This is a genomic window from Okeania sp. SIO3B5 (assembly GCF_010692555.1).
Classification (GTDB): Bacteria; Cyanobacteriota; Cyanobacteriia; order Cyanobacteriales; family Microcoleaceae; genus Okeania.
The window spans coordinates 1-17,682 of the sequence record NZ_JAAHHG010000187.1 but is presented as its reverse complement, the minus strand read 5'-3'; the positions used below and the strand labels follow the sequence as shown (position 1 = coordinate 17,682).

Sequence of the window (17,682 nt, the reverse complement as noted above, 5' to 3'; positions counted from 1 at the left end):
GGAGGAACTGCGGACTTCAGCAATAATACCTTGTGCTTAAGGACAAGTTTTAAATGAATATAGACTTTGGAACTGACTTTTAGTCAGATTTTTCTAGCTTAATTAAATATTGCTTTTAGTGAGTGATAAAAGCAATAGCTGAAGTCCGCAGTTCCGACCATAGGAGGCTAGCTGATAGCTGATAGCTGACGGCTGAATGCTTACCTATTAGTTATCGATAATGTAATATCAAATTCAAGAAAGATTGTTACAGTAAAATTATAGATGCTTAACGGAATTGAAAAATCTTCACTGTTTATTTCTTATACCTACCACCTACCACCTAAAACCTAATACCTTAGCTAATGAGGTACAGTTGTTTTTCTTCTTTATCGATTCCTACCGAACCAGAATTACTACTCCCTACTCCCTACTCCCTACTCCCTAAAACCAAGGAATTTTGTACCTCACAAGTATGGGAATTACTATATATGTTATAATCATATAAAGTAGCTAAAAATACCAATAGCTATATAACATTAGTTTATACGGTGGTGATTTTTTATCATGTTTGTACGAAACTTTTTAGGACTTTCTTTAGTAGGTCTTTTAGTTTCAGCTCCTCCAGTCAATCACCCTCAAACTGCAAAAACTAAGGTGGAATCAAGCCCACAATTACAGGCAGTAACATTTCCACCAACAACTTCAAGAGGTGCGCCAGAGAGAACTAGAGGAGCTGGGTCTCGCGGCCCTTGTAATCCAATAATTAAACAAGAATTAAGCAACCTAACCGCTGTAGCACCAAAAAATAACATTGGTACAACAGCTAGTCCTAACCCAAATGTTTACCTTTATGTTCCTAAAAGTAGTAAACGAAAGGCAGAATTTGCTTTATTTGATTGGACAAATAGAGTCAGAGAACCAATATATAAAATAGGTTTATCTCTGCCTGACTCCGCTGGAATTGTCAAAGTAAGTTTGCCAAAAACAGTAGAACTAGAACCTAATAACACTTATGTTTGGCACTTTGGCATAATTTGCGATCCAAAGGAGCGTGCTTTAGATTTTTACATTAATGGATGGCTAAGACGTACAACTCTCAAGCCAGAAATGGAAGCTAAATTAAAACAACTGCAGGAACAACCATTAGAACAAGCTAAACTCTATGCTGAATCATCAGTTTGGAGTGAAACAATTACAACTTTAGAAAAATCTCGTGTAGCTCATCCTAATGCCTGGAAAGAATTGTTAAAATCAGTTGGGCTAGAGGATTATGCTAATAGTCAAATCTTTGATTGTTGTCAGGAAATACAACCTGCTCAAAGGTAATATAAATTGTTAGATTACCTAAAAGTTAAACATAAAAAACATCGGGAGAAAGTTAGCCAGTCCGTTTTAACGGCTGGTTGAATTACAACACGCGGGTTTAACCCGGAGTAAAAGTCTGTTATACTAGAAACCATAACAAGTAAGAGCAAGGTTTGTCGCCATGACATGGGCGCACTTTGCGGTGAGATTCCGGCGGACAGGAGACGGGGACTTGATTTTCTACGACGGCTGTGAGCTTCCGCATGACCTAGGAAAAGCAAGTAGGCAGCTAAAGCAGCGAGAAGATTGCTCCAACACCTTGAGTAAAATCACTCTGAAAGTAAGCTCACAGCTAGATTTTTGTCTATGCCGAGGAGACTAGAAGTCTGTTGATAGGCTTAAAGCAAATTTGGATTTATGAGGGGCTGCGTGCGGAATTTACTTCCGCACTTTAAACGTCCCGTCCCATTTGCGGTGGGTTAACCACAGAATCCAGGGTGTTTCAACCCCTGGAGATGTCAACATTAGATGAATCAGCAGCAAATTGAATAGGTTCGATGCCCATTCAATTTGCCAAGATCTCAGCAGAAGTTTTCGCCCTAGTAGAAAAACTTGTATGATTATCTTGCAATAACTCCGGAAATTTTCCACCATGCGCACTGTCTACCAATATAAATTAAGGCCCAACTCATACCAAATAGCCACAATAGAAATGTGGTTAGAATTGTTACGTTGGCAGTACAACTATCGTTTGAGTGAAAGATTCTCATGGTGGGAAGAAAACCGTAAGATCAAAAGTAGGGCGGCAGGGCATTCCGTCCTTAAAGCACGCGCTTGCCCGATGCAATAGCAGGGCAGGGAAACGAGAGAGCTTACACTATAGCGCCAGCAAGCGTGTGGGAGTATAATAAAAGTTACACATAAATATAGTCATATATAGTCAAGTGATGTCAAATATCTCCGTTTAGTTGTATAAAAGAGCGCCTTTATATTTGACAAAATTTAATAACTCAAAGGCAATATGTTTAATAGTATAATGAAATTGCCTGGTAATTCCAGACTAAATAAAAATAAAAATTCCTAAATTATCGAATCCTAATATAATTTTAACCCCTTGATTTATGAAATTAGTTGAGAGACATATCCCATACAAAAAATCATCGGTTTTATGATGAAATTGACAGACTATGTTTCTTGTCGAAAAATCTTTATAACTATGGCAATTATTTAGTTCGTCAATCTTTCATATTTGAAAATAATTATCGTCACTATTACGACCTGCAAAAAACACTCTCTACTCAATCAGACTATCAAGCAATGCCAGCTAAAGTCTCTCAACAAATCTTGATGATTTTAGATAGAAACAGGAATTGCTTTTTAGCAGCAAACGAAGTTTATAAACAGAACCAATCAAAGTTTAAATCTCAGCCTCGTCTTCGGTGGATATAAAAATAAAGTAAAGGGAAGAAATATTGTAGTTTATACCACACAAGCCATCAGCAAGAGACAATTAAAACAAGGAATTATTAATCCTTCTAAAACAGGAATTTATCTAAAAACATTAGTACCTACTTCACAAATCAAACAAGTTCGTCTCATTCCTAGACTTAATCATTATGTAATAGAGGTAATTTATGAGAAATGCGAAAAACAATACGAGCTAGAGAAAAATTATTGTGCCAGTATTGATATAGGATTAAACAACTTAGCTACATTTTCATGTCGGCGAGAGCCGAAACCTTTAATAAGCACCGGAATCAAACCCAAGAGTGATAAATGGCAGACCGTTAAAATCTATAAATCAATACTATAATAAAGTTAAAAGCTTCCTACAATCTCAACTACAGGAAAATCAATCAAGTAAGAGGCTGAAAAAGCTTTGCAATAAAAGAGAATTCAAAATTAATGATTATCTTCATAAATCATCTCGTTTGATTATTAATACCCTTATTAATCAGAAAATAGGAACACTAATAATAGGACACAATGAAGAGTGGAAGCAGAAGATAAACTTAGGGAAAAGAAATAATCAAAATTTTGTATCTGTTCCCTATAACAAATTAATATAAATGTTATCTTATAAAGCCAAGACGGTAGGGATAGATGTAATTATTACAGAAGAGTCTTATACCTCCGCATCAAGCTTTATAGATAATGATTTGATTCCAGTGTACTTAGAAGGTGAGAAAAATCAAGTCACCTTTTCAGGAAAAAGAATCATGCATAGGTTTGTATCGTACCGCCAGCAAAGGGTTAATCAATGAGTTACGTGAACGGTTCTCTCAATATTATGAAAAAAGCAGCTCCCTTTTGTCTTTGACTATGGGATAGAGGGTGTTGTAGTGCCTCCTCCGGAGGAGCTGCGCTAACACGAGCGTCAGAGTAACACCTGCAAAATAAGGATATGTCATATTTGACTATATTTTTATGAACTATGTCACTGAAATCTCATTATGATTCTCTTGGATCGAGAACTAAATCATTAATTTGGCAGTGGCGCGGGGTGTGGATAACTGCTCCCTGCGTAACTATATTAGTGATATTACTACGTCTAACAGGAATATTGCAGCTATGGGAGTTGGGTAAATACGACTTTTATATCAGAAATAGACCTTTACCTCCAAGGGACAAACGTATCGTAATTGTTGGTATTGATGAAGCTGATGTACGCAAAGTACGTCAAGGAACAATTTCTGATGAAACTCTTGCCAAGCTGCTCAAAAAACTTGTAGCAATGGAACCCAGAGCTATTGGTTTAGATATTTACCGCAATTTACCTGTACCACCTGGTTACCAAAAATTAGTTAAAGTATTTCAAAACACTCCTAATCTAGTTGGCATCCAAAAAGTAGTAGGGGATGATAGAGGAGAAGGAGTAGCACCACCACCTGCTTTAAAAGAAAAAGGACAAGTCGGAGCAAATGATACCCTCGTTGATGCAGATAATAGATCCCGGCGAGGCCTATTTTATTTAGATAATAAAGATGGGGAAACTATTTATAGTTTTGCCCTGCATTTAGCATTGCTTTATTTAGAAAAAGAAAATATTAGAGCAGAAATAGTAGAGGGAACCGATCGCTGGCGCGTGGGAAGTCAAGTTTTCCCTCCTTTTCAAAAAAATGAAGGTGGTTATGTAAGAGCCGATGTCGGTGGATATCAGTTATTAATTAACTATAGAGGGCCAGCCGATTATTTTGAAAAAGTTTCTCTGACAGATATTCTTGATGACAGAATCCCTCCAGACTGGGGACGCGATCGCATAATTCTGATTGGAGCAGTAGGAGAAAGCTTCAACGATCTATTCTATACACCCTATAGTAGTCATTTGTTAGCTCCACCAATACCAATGGCAGGAGTAGAACTGCAAGCAAATTTTATTAGTCAAATTATTAGTACAGCCCTAAATGAACGTTCCTTAATCAAAACTTGGTCTGAACCTCTGGAATGGTTATGGATTTTTATCTGGTCTGGAGTTAGTTCCGCAGTTACATGGCAGTGGCAAAATCAAACAAAAAAATTCTTGTCACTAACATTATTGAAGCACCTCACCCTAGAAGCTGCGATCATTTTTCTCAGCACTTATATTATGTTTATTTGGGGATGGTGGCTTCCTGTAGTGCCTCCTTTATTAGCAATAGTTGTTTCCTCATTTGCTATTACAGGTTATGTTGCTGGCACTGCTAGTTTGATTAGAAAAACTTTTGCTCGTTATCATTCCAATGAAATAGTCAAGAATTTATTGGAAAGTAAAGAAGGTTTAAAAATAGGAGGTAAGAGGCAATGTATAACTGTATTAACTTCTGATTTAAGAGGCTTCACTGCTATTTCTGAGCAACTATCTCCAGAAAGTGTTGTAGAAGTTATTAATATTTATCTCAAAGACATATTAAAAATAATTACTAAATACGGTGGTAGTATAGATAAGCTACTTGGTGATGGGATAATGGTTTTATTCGGCGCTCCCATAGCTAGGGAAGATGATGCACATAGAGCTGTGGCCTGTGCAGTGGCAATGCAACTAGAAATGAAATCTATTAATCAAAAAATCAAAGTTCTAGGGTTGCCAGCTTTAGAAATGGGTATTGGTGTTCATACGGGGGATGCTGTAATCGGAAATATTGGCTCTGAAGAACATACTGAATATACTGCTATTGGTTGGGCAGTTAATTTGGCTTTTCGCATAGAAAGCTATGCGACTGGAAATCAAATTCTGATTTCTAATGCTACTAGGGCAGCGATCGGCACTTCAAAATTAAAGATAGATAGTACGAAAGAAATTAGACCTAAAGGTATTAGTCATCCAATTAGTATTTATGAGGTGGGAGGAATTAGAGATAAATATAATCTATTTTTGCCGAAAGAGGAGGAAATTCTCTTACCGATAGAACAAAAAATTCCTATATTTTATTTAATTGTAGAAGGTAAACATATTAGTAATACTGTATTTAGAGGAAAGTTAGTTAAGCTTTCTCAAAGAGGAGCCGAGATAGAAATTAACAGATATGCTTCTGAAGATTCACTACCATTAGTTCATAGTAATATCCAACTTAATTTATTAAATCCTAGCAATAAATCGTTTATGAGCGAGCATATTTATGGAAAAGTCTTAAGGGTAGAAGAAGCATCAAAGACTTTTTACATCCGTTTTACTTTCAAGCCTCAATCTGTTGTAGAACAACTTGATAGTTTATATCAATCTTCTTTGCAACCATAGAATTGTTTGTTGGGGCTAGTAACTGTTGGCTATAATCTGGTATAATATCATGTTCGGTTGAATACTTAGGGTTTGCTGAAAAAGTCTTTTAGTAGGGGTAGGAGACAGGAGACAGGAGACAGGAGACAGGAGAAATTGGGAATTATAGAAGAGGTAGTCGGAAAAATTGTTCCTTGATTTTTCTGCCATAATAGCCCCAAAATACTAGCTTTTTGAGCTTTTTGAGCCGAAAAGCTGGCACTTTTTTAGACCAAAAAATGCGCTCAACCTTTATATGTCAATGCTTTGATATTTAATCAGCAAACCCTACTTACACTTTGGAGGAAGGAAGGCAGGAGGCAGCATTTAAAAAAACTGGAAATTTCCGGCAAATAATGTAAGAATAGAAGATGAAGACAGAAAGAAAAGGAAATGGTCAAAAATTATGTAACCCCAGGGGAAGCAGCCCGAATCTTGGGAGTCTGCGATCGAACTCTGCGGTACTGGGAAGAGCAGGGAAAAATCAAAACAATTAGAACAGCAGGAGGTCAACGGAGATATGACATTACCACATATACAACTGGGACTACCGGCCATAGGGTGATCATCCTCTATGCCAGAGTCTCGTCAACGAAGCAAAAAGAAGACCTTGAGCGTCAGTGCGAATATCTCAAATCCCAATACCCTGATGGAGAGCTTGTCAAAGAAGTTGGAGGAGGACTTAACTACAAACGAAAAAAAATGCTTGCCATACTGGAACGGGTTATGTCAGGAAATGTCCAATCGATTGTGGTAACATACAAAGATCGGCTCCTTCGATTTGGCTTCGATTTGCTCGAATGGTTCTGTGCCCATCACAATGTGCAAATCGTGGTTCTCAACAAAGTTGAACTTTCTCCCGAACGGGAAATGGTTGAGGACATCCTTTCCATCCTCCATGGTTTCTCAGCCAGGTTGTATGGACTACGAAAGTATTCATCTCAAATCTCAAAAGATCAGGATTTACCCAGAAAAAAGTCTCCATCAAATTTGGAAAAAGTGGCTAGCAGCAAGTAGATATTGCTTTAATCATGCCATAGCTTATCAACTTCATTAATTGATAATTGATAATGGATAATTGATAATTACCTCTGGTTAAAACCGTTACGGAATTGAATATAAGGAAATATTATTTCTTTTTTCCCCTTAAAAGGGGAGTCTTTAAACCATAATTATTTAATAATTAATAATTAATAATTAATAATTCGGTAAACACGGGTTGATTTCCAAATACGATTTGCGTAACTGAGGAATATACTTCCAAAACTTGTACGATCAGGTGGTCATGTTCATCAAAATTTAGGAGGCTCAAAGCATTTTAAATGTCCGCATTGCGGTCACTCAATGCCGAGAGATTGGAATGGCGCTTTGGGGATATTCCTCAAATCATTGCGTTAGCGAAGCGGCGCGTTAGCGCGATACCGCCAGTGTCAATGGTTCTGCCGCCACACTGCTATGAACGGTTATCCCAACTTTTGCCGGGCTTGATGTATCTGCATCTCTCAAAGCACTCTACACGGATAAGCCAGTAGAGTCTTAGATTTCCTTCAAGTTGAACAACTGCTGTGGTTTCTCCTATGAGCGACTAGCGCTGACACTGCTAGCCCAGCAGCCTTATTGTAGAGCAAACAATAATGTTAAGGATTGCAAAACTTTACAGACAGATAAAATAGGCTAGAGTTAAAATTTTTCCTCTAGCTGTAGAAATTAGTATTAAAACCTGGAATTATTACAAGATAGCTGATTACATTGGGTCTAGATATTCTAGTTTAGTAATAGCTACCTTCAAATATGGGAAATTTTGAGGCAGAATTGAGATGGAGTATCAATTAGTTAAGACTAAGTTTCTATGATAAATTGCACTACTACTGTTATTACTTAACTAACACACATAGGGATGATTGTCATGCATTAACGACGACGACGACGACCACCAGCTACTAAGTCTAAATCCTTGTCAGTTAGCTTTTCCAATTTTGGCTGCTTGTCAGTAGTAGGCTTTTTCAATGTACTTTCTTGTTTTGAGTTAGGTTTTTGTTGTCTATATGTCATTGTCTTTCTCCTAAGTAACTCTTCTAATTCAATCTCAGTGTATATACTGTTGTATATTAGGTTAGATAGTTTTTAACTATATATCCTACTTACTTATAGTTTAACCTATAGTTAACCCTTATGTCTATCATATCCCAACAAGTAATCGTTTGAATCCCCGATATAGTGAGTATTTAAAAAAAATTTATATACTCAATCATATTAACTATGTACTTACAACCTTTGACTACTCCCCGGACTTAAGTCACGGGGATTCTAAATCTATCCGGAACTTATAAGTACTTTACCACAATATATATTCATTTTTGAACACTCTCATTAGAAAATACAACATTTTACTGATAGAGGTTGCGATCGCTAAATCTAATATCAAATTTCAAAAAGTTTGCTATGTATAGCGCTATGCCCCAGGGAACAGGGAACAGGGAACAGGGAACAGGGAACAGGGAATAGCAAACAGTAAAAGGGTTTTAGGATTGAAAATTGTCCTAACTAATTCTTGTAGCCCACATTCCGCACTTCAATTTGTAACATTAAAATTAGTATTATACCAATTTGATAAATGTTTGCTACAAATAGTTAGGGTATTTCTTAGAATTCAAAATCCAGAATTCAGAAGTCGTATGGAAATAGATTTAATACCAGTTTTCAGGTCATAAATTCTATTTTTCTCTTGGTGCGCGTTCCGCAAGCGAGCTGGTGTCGTCGCGGGATCGCACCGCTTTGTCAAAGGGACATTTCCTGTAAAATCTTTTTATTGCACTTAATTATTCGTAACATTCTTTTTTCAAATCAGTATAAAATCCTTAGATTGCTTAAGTATTTATACTATATAAATTATCTTCATTTACCTCGATCAGGAGTCAAATTCTCAGTGAAAGATTAAGCATAAATACTTAAGGAGCAGGACTAATTCTTTGTCGTCAGAGAATATTCATAAGAAATACATTTAATTGTGCAAATCTCCCGATCTCTCCATCTCTCCATCAATTTTTCTCTCCATCTCCCCATCAATTTTTCTCTAATGACAATAAATTGACCCTGGTGGGAAAGCTATGCTTTATAAACATCTTTCTTAACATAAAACTTGATAAAATAGACAAGTCATGTATTGGCATTTGAGAGGCTTTTTGCGGAGAAAAAGTGCATTGAAAAATACATTTTTTTGAGAACTTAAGTAGTTTTGCTTATCTATCTATACTCTTTCTCCCTTCTCCCCTGCTCCCTACTCCCCTGCTCCCCACAAGGTTTTCAGAAGTTCCTTATAAAGCATAGGTGGGAAAGGGGGGATCGAGAGTTGAGTTTTTACCCATAACTTTAGTCTAGACAAGCTACTACTGAAAATTTTAGATAGTATAGGTTTTGTCTACAAAATAATAAATCTTAAGTAAATTGGTAATTAGTTGTGAAATCCTATTCCTCTCTCTTGGCAGTATCACTAACTTTTGTCTTGTGGAATTTTTTCAGTAATTGGAAAACTCAAGCAAATGCTCAGATAGTTCCAGATGAAACCCTTGGTGAAGAAAGTTCAGTTGTCAATTCCATCGATCAACTCAAAGACCAAATTGAAGGAGGAGCTATTCGTGGCTCAAATTTATTCCATAGTTTTCAGGAATTTAATATTAGAGAAGGTAGAAGCGTTTATTTTGTTAACCCTAACGGCATAGAAAATATTCTGACTAGAATTACAGGAAACAATCCCAGTAGTATTTTAGGCAAATTGGGAGTAGATGGCGGAGCAAATTTATTTTTGGTGAATCCCCTGGGCATTTTCTTTGGGCCTAATGCTAGTTTAGATATTCGGGGTTCATTTATTGCCACAACTGCTAACGAAATTAGACTGGGAGAAAATGGACGATTCAGTGCTACAACACCTCATACAAGTAATTTATTATCAGTAGAACCCTCAGCCTTATTCTCAAATCAACTGGGGACTCAAGCTAGAGGAACAATTATTAATCAATCAACACAGGAAGAAGTGGGCTTAGAATTGCCAGGGGAGCAAACTCTAGCTTTGGTAGGAGGAGATGTAGAAATAGATGGGGGGATAATCACAGTTCCACAAGGAAGGGTAGAGCTAGGGAGCATAGGGAAGAACTCTGTTGTCAGGTTAAACCCAAGAAACAAAGGTTATGATTTGGATTATTCAGAGGTTGATAATTTTCAAGATGTCAATATAGCTTCTGCTATTATTGATACTCGAGGAGATGAGGGTGGTGGTGATATTTCAATTCAAGGCAGACGTATTACTGTTACAGATTTTTCTGAAATTACAGGAAACACAAATGGATCGCAGCCAGGAGGAAACATAAAAATTACTGCTTCAGAAGTAGTGGAAGTAGTTAGTAGTGATATTTCGAGTGATGTCAGGGAAGAATCTACAGCAAATGGGGGTAACATTGATATTAAAACTCAGCGTTTGATTCTCAGAGATGGCTCTTTAATTGCAACAGAAACTTTTGGTGCAGGTAATGCTGGAAACCTAACAATACATGCAACAGATATTGAAACTAGAGGTTTTCGAGTCGATGAAGAAGATACATTAACCAATTTTATAGCCAGTGGTGTTCAAGCACCAGAGGTAGAAGGAAGAGTGGCAACAGGAGAAGGAGGAACTTTAACTATTGAGACTCAACGCCTCAGCTTACGAGATGGATCTCAAATAGATTCATCAACTGGTTCGGAAGGTAAAGCAGGAAGTTTGATAGTTCGAGCAAAGGAAATTGAAATTATTGGTGTAGAGGATGGGTTTAGCAGCGGACTATTTGCCTCAGTTCAAGAAGAGACGACTGGGGATGGAGGCGATCTCACTGTTGAAACTCAGAGCTTAAGTATACAGGATGGAGGATTAGTAGGTGTCTTTACTTTTGGTGCAGGTGATGCTGGAGAACTTAATATTAAGGCTAACGAAATTGAGGTAATTGGCCGTTCTGAGGATGGTATTTTTTCTAGCACTATATCTGCTACAGTACGGGATGATGGCGAATTTAGATCCAGTGCTAATGGTGGAGAAATATCTATTGAGACTAATAGTTTAACAATCCGAGATGGGGCTACAGTTGAGGCTCGAACTGAGGGAGATGGAACAGCAGGAAGTATTTCCATTCGAGCCAATAATAACATTACTGTCTCTGGGTTTAGTTCCATTTCTGGTGATTCTAGTGCTATTACTGCTGGTACAGAGTCAGGTGCAACTGGAGAGGGCGGTAGTATAGAAATTACTGCTCCTATCCTGAATATTGATAATGGAGCATTAATTACGGCAAGAAGTAATAGCGATTTTGACGGAGGTAATATTTCTCTAAATATCAACACCTTAAATCTCACAACAGGTGGTCAAGTTGTTACTTCTAGTTTCGGCAGTGGCAATGCAGGTACAATAGAAATAAATACTAGAGAAGGTATCTTTATCTCTGGCATAGACTCCAACTTCAATGAAAGAGAAGAATTGGGAATGATGATAACTGATAGAGAAATAGAAATCGGTGGTAGTTCAGAAAGCGCGATCGCCTCCCGTGCCATAGACAATGGTGATGCAGGTTCAGTTACACTCAATACACCTCTACTGAGGGTGGAAGACCGGGGTATAGTTACTGTTAGTAGTTTCGGTACAGGTGTAGCAGGTTCGCTGAATATTAATGCTCCATCAATTGAATTTAACAATGGTACTCTGGCAGCAGAAACTAACGCTGGAGACCAAGGTAATATTACGATCAACTCTTCAAATATTAGTTTAGAAAACAACAGTTCGATTACTACCAGTGCTAAGGAAGATGCTACGGGAGGTAATATTACTATTGATACTACGTTTATTATAGCTAGAGATGGTAGCCAAATTAATGCTAATGCTGTTCAAGGTCAAGGAGGTAATATTGATATTACAGCAGAGGGATTATTTTTTGACAACAGCAGCAATTTGACTGCTAGTTCAGCATTAGGAGTCGATGGCACCATTGATGTTAACACTCAAGTAGACCCCACTCAAGGTGTGGTGATATTATCTCCTGAGGTTGTGGATGCGGAGTCTGTGGTAGCACAAAATCTATGTTTACCAAATCAAGATCGAATAGCAGGCAGTAGCTTTGTTATTACAGGTAGAGGGGGTTTACCACCAAATCCTACTCAACCTTTAACAGTATTGAGAGGAGTTGTAGGTTGGGAAACTGACGCGGAAAAAACAACATCATCAGATATTAAGCAACAAACTGTATCAGTTTACCAGAGAAAACAGAGTAAAAAAATACCAGAAATTCTTCAAGCTCAAGGTTGGGTGATAAATAGATCTGGCAATATTATCCTGACAGCTAATCCCCCCACTGTCAATACAGGTAGTTTACAATTAATTCATCCAAGTTGTTATGTGTTAGACATCTCCTCCATGCATAGGGAGTAGGGAGTAGGGAGTAGGGAGTAGGGAGTAGGGAACCCACCCCTAACCCCTCCGGTGGAGGGGAATAATTGATAATTTATGTGGGATAATTGATTTTATTTTTTATTATTGGAGATGTCTATTAGGGGAATAAGGACAAAGGAGTTAAGAGTCAGGAGTCAGGATGAAAAAAGAAGGAAGAGAAGAAGAAAGTTTTTGTTCGCGGAGCAGAACGGAGTTCTATCGCTAATTATCCAGACTTGATATCATGTCCGGTAGCATCTGTGTTAGGACTTACGCAGATACGCTATATATAGTACTCATAACTATTGTCCAATAGTTACTGGACTCTATACACAGTGTCTTTGCGTAAGTCCTGTGTGTAATAAGATAGTGAATCAGAATTCTGAATTCAGAAGGGAAGAGAACTCAGAATTCTTTCCGCTCTGGGTGAAGGTGGAACATTTTTTTATGCCGAATTAAACGGATTTGATATGAGATCTGATTTTAAGCCCACATTCCGCGCCACAAAATGTAGCATGACAATATAAGTCAAAAGTCAAAAGGCAAAAAGTCAAAAGGCAAGAAGAAAATTATAGTGGTCAATAGAAGTCAAGATTTTGCAAGTATTTATGCTTAATTTTTAACTGATAATTTGACTCCCGATCTAAGGTAAATGAAGATAATTTATATAGTATAAATACTTAAGCAATCTAAGGATTTTATACTAATTTTCATGTTATACCAATTTAAAAAAAGAATGCTATGAAAAGGTAGATATAGATCGGATATGCTTAAAATAGCTGATACAGTTCATTTTAGATAGCTATTTATATCGTTTTTCCCTTTTTTTCAATATTTACCCCTTCTTCCTTCTTTCTTACTTCTACCATTTGTAACAAACATTTATCAAATTGGTATTACACATTGAAGTGCGGAATGTGGGATAAAGTATTTGTAGTGCAGGCATCTTGCCCGTAACTGGTGTACCTCGCTAATATGAAATATGCTGTAAATTTTATTTATAAATGACCTGATTTTATATAAATCTGTAATATATTCATGTTTAATAATAATTATGAAATTAAAATCTCTAATAATTTTGCTCAGTTCAACATTAGGAATATGGCTAATTTTATCTAGCCTATTTTGCCAATATCAGGGAAATGCTCAAATAATTCCGGACCAAACATTAGGGAAGGAAAATTCAGTTATTAATTCTATAGATCGATTAAAAGAACAAATAGAAGGTGGAGCAATTAGAGGTTCAAATTTGTTTCATAGTTTCCAAGAGTTTAATGTTGGAGAAAATCGAAGTGTCTACTTCACAAACCCAGCAGGGATTGAAAATATATTAACAAGAATTACAGGTGATAATGCTAGCAATATATTAGGAAAGTTAGGAGTATTAGGAGGTGCAAACCTATTTTTAGTAAATCCTAATGGTATATTATTCGGACCTAATTCTAGTCTAGATATCAGAGGTTCATTTATTGCGACAACAGCCAACGAAATTAGGTTAGGAGAAAATGGTTTATTTAGTGTTACTAATCCTCAAAATAGTAACTTGTTATCAGTAGAACCTTCAGCTCTATTTTTCAATCAAGTTTTTCCTTCAGCTCTATCTTTCAATCAAATTTCTGTGGCACAGGCATCCTGCCTGTGTATACCATCTGGAGAAACTTTAGGACTAATAGGAAGAGGGGTAATTATTGACAGTGGAAAACTGATAGTAGAACAAGGAAGAATAGAAATAGGCAGCGTGGGAAACAACAGTTTAGTCAGATTAGAAAACACCAATAATTATACTCTTAATTATTCAGAAGTAGAAAACTTTGAGAATATACAAATCAAGAATGGTGCTGTTGTGGATGTAAGTGGAGAAGGTAGTGGTGAGATTCAACTCCAAGGTAGACAAGTGGCCATAACAGCAGGTTCAACTATTGTGGCTAATACTTTAGGTAATGAACCAGGAGGTAGCATTTCATTGATATCTTCCGAATTATTGGAAGTAACAGAAAGCTTTGTGGATGCTGATGTAGGATTTGCTGCAAGTGGCAGTGGCGCAACTATTACAGCTAATGCTCCACGTTTAATACTCACAAGTGGAGGACAGATAAGTACAGCTACATTTGGCACAGGTACAGGTGGAGAGCTGACAGTAAACGCCAATGAAATAGAGGTTATGGACATATCAGCAAATGGTCAAAATCTCAGTGGCATATTTACAGATGTATTACCAGGAGCAACAGGTAGAGGTGGAGACCTAACAATTAATACTCAAAACCTCAAGCTTGTCAATGGGGGACAACTAGCAGCAAACGTTTTTGGTGCAGGACAAGGAGGAAATTTAACTGTAAATGCGACTGAAATAGATGCTTCTGATACTATTGTATTTGAAGCTACTGCTCCTCAGCAAGAACTCCTATTAGAAGCTCTAAATGGTCAATTTCCCAGTGCAATTTTAGCTCTAGTTATACCGGAAGCTACAGGAAATAGTGGCAAATTAACAATCAATAGCGGACGCATAGTATTACGCAAGGGAGCACAAATAGGAACTGGTACATTTGGTGTCGGAGATAGTGGAGAACTGGCAGTTAAGGCAAGGGAAATAGAAGTCAGCGGTACTTCTGAAGATGCTTTTCTGCCAAGTAGCTTTTTTACTTCAGTTTTATTAGGTGCTACAGGTAAAGGTGGAAATCTTACTATTGATACTCAGTCTCTAACTCTACAAAACGGAGGAGAAGTAAGAGCTGGTACATCTGGTGTAGGAGATAGTGGAAACGTAACTATAACAGCAAAGGAAATTAACTTACAAGGTAGTTTTGCCAACGATCTTTTTATCTTACCTAGCATTATTCAAGCTGCAGTTGAAGACTTATCACCTATAGATCCATCGGGTATTGGTAGTGGTGATGGTGGCCAAATATTGATTACAACAGACCGTCTGACTCTTGAAGGTGGAGCTACCATTAGCGCTCGTACTGAAGGGGAAGGTAAAGGTGGAAATATAGAAATTAATGCTACGGATATTGAGGTAAATAACAGTTCCATTACTGCTGATAGCAATGAGAGTGGAGCAATAATTAGGAATGGAGATGGAGGAAATTTAACAATTAATACTCAAAATCTAATGTTGACAAATGGAGGGTCAATTTTAGCATCTACTTCCAGTGAAGGTAAGGGAGGAAATATTGTAGTTAATGCCACTGAAATAGAAGCAGAAGGTATTTCACCAGATGGTCAGTTTCTTAGTGGTATAAATAGTCAAGTTGCATTAGGATCTACAGGGGATGGCGGTAACTTAACAATAGATACCCAACGTCTAATGCTAGGAGATGGAGCAATAATTCAAGCGGCAGTATTCAGCTCCGGTCAAGGAGGAAACATTACAGTCAATGCAAAAGAAATAGAGCTATCAGGTAATGCTACCAGTGAAAATTTATTGCCAGAAATATCACCTCTAGTTCAAAGTATAAACGGCCAAGTTCCTAGTGGTTTATTGACAACTGTTTTACCCGGAGCAACAGGAAATGGTGGAAATTTAGCAATTAATACCCAAAGTCTACAGTTAAAAGATGGAGGGTTAATAGGTACTGGAACGTTTGGTGCGGGTCAAAGTGGAGATTTAACAGTACGAGCAACAGAGATTGATATGAGTGGTACTATTCCTAGCGGTCAACTTCCTAGTAGTTTGTTTACTTCAGTCTTTGATGGAGCTACAGGTAACGGCGGAAATTTAACTGTGGACACCGAACGCTTGAGCTTAAGAAATGGTGCTCAAGTCAGAGCAGGTACATCTGGTGTCGGTAGTAGTGGAGACTTAACAGTACGAGCAACAGACATTGAACTCGTTGGTCGTGCTGAAGATGGTGTACTTCCTAGTAGTATTCTTGCTAGTGTAGAAGACTTAAGAAATTTGTCTCTGGGAGTAGGTAGTGGAGATGGAGGCAACGCATTCATAGAAACAGAACGCTTGACAATTCTAGATGGAGCTGAAATCAGTGCTAGCACCTTTGGAGATGGCAAGGCAGGAAATTTAACGGTTAGTGCCACTGAAAATATTACTCTATCTGGAGTAAGTTCAATTTCTGGTGACTCCAGCACCATTACTGCTCGTACTCTTAATAATGGCAATGCTGGTTCTATCAATATTAATACACCTAATTTAAAAGTAGAAGACCGAGCGATCGTTACTGTTAGTAGTTCTGGTAGTGGGGTAGCGGGTTCCCTGAATATTAATGCTCCATCTATTGAACTTAACAATGGTACTCTTAGTGCGGAAACTACGGCTGGAGACCAGGGTAATATTACTATACAAGCTTTAGATATTAACCTAGAAAATAATAGTGCAATTACTACTAATGCTACAGAGTCTGCCACAGGTGGAGATATTAATATTGATGCACAATTTATTGGAGCAGATAATAGCAACATTAGTGCTAATGCTATAGAGGGTCAAGGTGGTAATATTTCTATCAACGCAGAAGGAGTATTTCTTGATAATAGTAGTCAAGTTACTGCTACCTCAACTTTGGGCATTGATGGTACGGTTGAACTTAATACTCAAGTAGACCCCACTCAAGGAGTAGTCAGATTATCTGCTACAGTCATAGATGCTGAGTCATTAGTGGCCAAAAATATATGTGCGCCTACTCAGGCTGAAAAAGAAGGTAGTTCATTTGCGATAACAGGTCGAGGTGGTCTACCACCAGACACAACTCAACCATTGACAGTATTGAGAGGAATAGTGGAATGGGAAACAAAAGTGCCCAGTCATGCAAGTACTTTTATCAAAAATGAGAAACAACCTGTTGTGGTCTACCATCGGTCAGAAGTCGAGAGCTTGCCAAAAATTCGTCAAGCTCGGGGTTGGGCAATGACTGAAGGTGGTGATGTTATGCTCACTGCTACTGTAGCTGCTGTTAATACTGGTGGTTTACAGTTAGTTCATCCTAGTTGTTATATATTTTCAGGCGTTGCTGAAGTTAGGGATGAATCTTTGCAGAAGCAGAATAGGGAATAGGGAATAGGTAGGGACGTTGCATGCAACCTCCCTACAGTTCTTGATTATGGCTCGCCCAAATGTCTTATATCATGTCCGGTTGAATACTTATATCATGTCCGGATAAGAGCGTGATAAAAAACTTTCTCCTTCAACTCCAGTTATTCTTCTTCCAACTTCAGTCTTCCCTCCTGACTCCTGACTCCTGACTCCTGACTCCTAAGTCGTTATTTATTT

General features: G+C 37.6%; 11 protein-coding genes and 1 pseudogene. 11 read left to right on the top strand and 1 reads right to left on the bottom strand.

Annotated elements, in window-relative coordinates; all coding sequences use genetic code 11:
- The first annotated feature begins 546 nt into the window (after positions 1–546).
- The 9 genes and pseudogenes from F6K54_RS22660 to F6K54_RS22630 form a co-directional block, all read left to right on the top strand.
- Positions 547–1,308: a DUF928 domain-containing protein gene (locus F6K54_RS22660; protein ID WP_293082249.1), complete on the top strand. Its 762-nt coding sequence runs from the start codon at positions 547–549 to the stop codon at positions 1,306–1,308.
- A gap of 631 nt (positions 1,309–1,939) precedes the next feature.
- Positions 1,940–2,137 (top strand): helix-turn-helix domain-containing protein, encoded by a 198-nt coding sequence (locus F6K54_RS22655; RefSeq protein ID WP_366558202.1) that lies wholly within the window; start codon positions 1,940–1,942, stop codon positions 2,135–2,137.
- 281 nt (positions 2,138–2,418) lie between these two features.
- Entirely contained in the window at positions 2,419–2,736 is a 318-nt protein-coding gene (locus F6K54_RS22650) for a transposase (RefSeq protein WP_293082246.1), read from the top strand.
- Positions 2,737–3,056: 320 nt separating this feature from the next.
- On the top strand, positions 3,057–3,356 hold the full coding sequence (locus F6K54_RS43110) for a transposase (RefSeq protein WP_366558201.1): 300 nt from the start codon (positions 3,057–3,059) through the stop codon (positions 3,354–3,356).
- Complete coding sequence (locus F6K54_RS22645; protein ID WP_293082243.1) at positions 3,357–3,551, top strand: hypothetical protein; 195 nt, start codon at positions 3,357–3,359, stop codon at positions 3,549–3,551.
- A gap of 170 nt (positions 3,552–3,721) precedes the next feature.
- Positions 3,722–6,001 (top strand): adenylate/guanylate cyclase domain-containing protein, encoded by a 2,280-nt coding sequence (locus tag F6K54_RS22640; protein ID WP_293082240.1) that lies wholly within the window; start codon positions 3,722–3,724, stop codon positions 5,999–6,001.
- A gap of 411 nt (positions 6,002–6,412) precedes the next feature.
- Positions 6,413–7,036, top strand: coding sequence for an IS607 family transposase (locus F6K54_RS22635; protein WP_293082238.1), 624 nt, complete (start codon positions 6,413–6,415; stop codon positions 7,034–7,036).
- A complete protein-coding gene (locus tag F6K54_RS43105) occupies positions 7,008–7,076 on the top strand; it encodes a hypothetical protein (RefSeq protein ID WP_366558203.1) in 69 nt (22 codons plus the stop codon). Before F6K54_RS22635 ends, F6K54_RS43105 begins: the two co-directional genes overlap by 29 nt.
- Before the next feature lie 184 nt (positions 7,077–7,260).
- A pseudogene (locus F6K54_RS22630) lies at positions 7,261–7,414 on the top strand (zinc ribbon domain-containing protein); the annotation flags it as partial.
- 516 nt (positions 7,415–7,930) lie between these two features.
- Here the strand turns inward: F6K54_RS22630 and F6K54_RS22625 are convergent.
- Positions 7,931–8,071 carry a hypothetical protein gene (locus F6K54_RS22625; RefSeq protein ID WP_293082235.1) on the bottom strand — a complete coding sequence of 47 codons (141 nt, stop codon included), beginning with the start codon at positions 8,069–8,071 and terminating at the stop codon, positions 7,931–7,933.
- 1,405 nt (positions 8,072–9,476) lie between these two features.
- Between F6K54_RS22625 and F6K54_RS22620 the strand changes: the two genes are divergently transcribed.
- Together F6K54_RS22620 and F6K54_RS22615 are read left to right on the top strand one after the other, a co-directional pair.
- Complete coding sequence (locus F6K54_RS22620) at positions 9,477–12,464, top strand: S-layer family protein (protein ID WP_293082232.1); 2,988 nt, start codon at positions 9,477–9,479, stop codon at positions 12,462–12,464.
- Positions 12,465–13,518: 1,054 nt separating this feature from the next.
- The gene (locus F6K54_RS22615) at positions 13,519–17,466 is read left to right on the top strand and encodes a filamentous hemagglutinin N-terminal domain-containing protein (protein WP_293082229.1); all 3,948 of its coding nucleotides are present in this window, start codon (positions 13,519–13,521) and stop codon (positions 17,464–17,466) included.
- The last annotated feature ends 216 nt before the right edge of the window (positions 17,467–17,682 follow it).

What these genes read in the sequence shown, in the direction of transcription:
- F6K54_RS22635 (WP_293082238.1), top strand. Translation starts at nt 6,413, where the DNA reads ATGGTCAAAAATTATGTAACCCCAGGGGAAGCAGCCCGAATCTTGGGA.
- F6K54_RS22655 (WP_366558202.1), top strand. Translation starts at nt 1,940, where the DNA reads ATGCGCACTGTCTACCAATATAAATTAAGGCCCAACTCATACCAAATA.
- F6K54_RS22615 (WP_293082229.1), top strand. Translation starts at nt 13,519, where the DNA reads ATGAAATTAAAATCTCTAATAATTTTGCTCAGTTCAACATTAGGAATA.
- F6K54_RS22645 (WP_293082243.1), top strand. Translation starts at nt 3,357, where the DNA reads ATGTTATCTTATAAAGCCAAGACGGTAGGGATAGATGTAATTATTACA.
- F6K54_RS22640 (WP_293082240.1), top strand. Translation starts at nt 3,722, where the DNA reads ATGTCACTGAAATCTCATTATGATTCTCTTGGATCGAGAACTAAATCA.
- F6K54_RS22660 (WP_293082249.1), top strand. Translation starts at nt 547, where the DNA reads ATGTTTGTACGAAACTTTTTAGGACTTTCTTTAGTAGGTCTTTTAGTT.
- F6K54_RS22625 (WP_293082235.1), bottom strand. Translation starts at nt 8,071, where the DNA reads ATGACATATAGACAACAAAAACCTAACTCAAAACAAGAAAGTACATTG.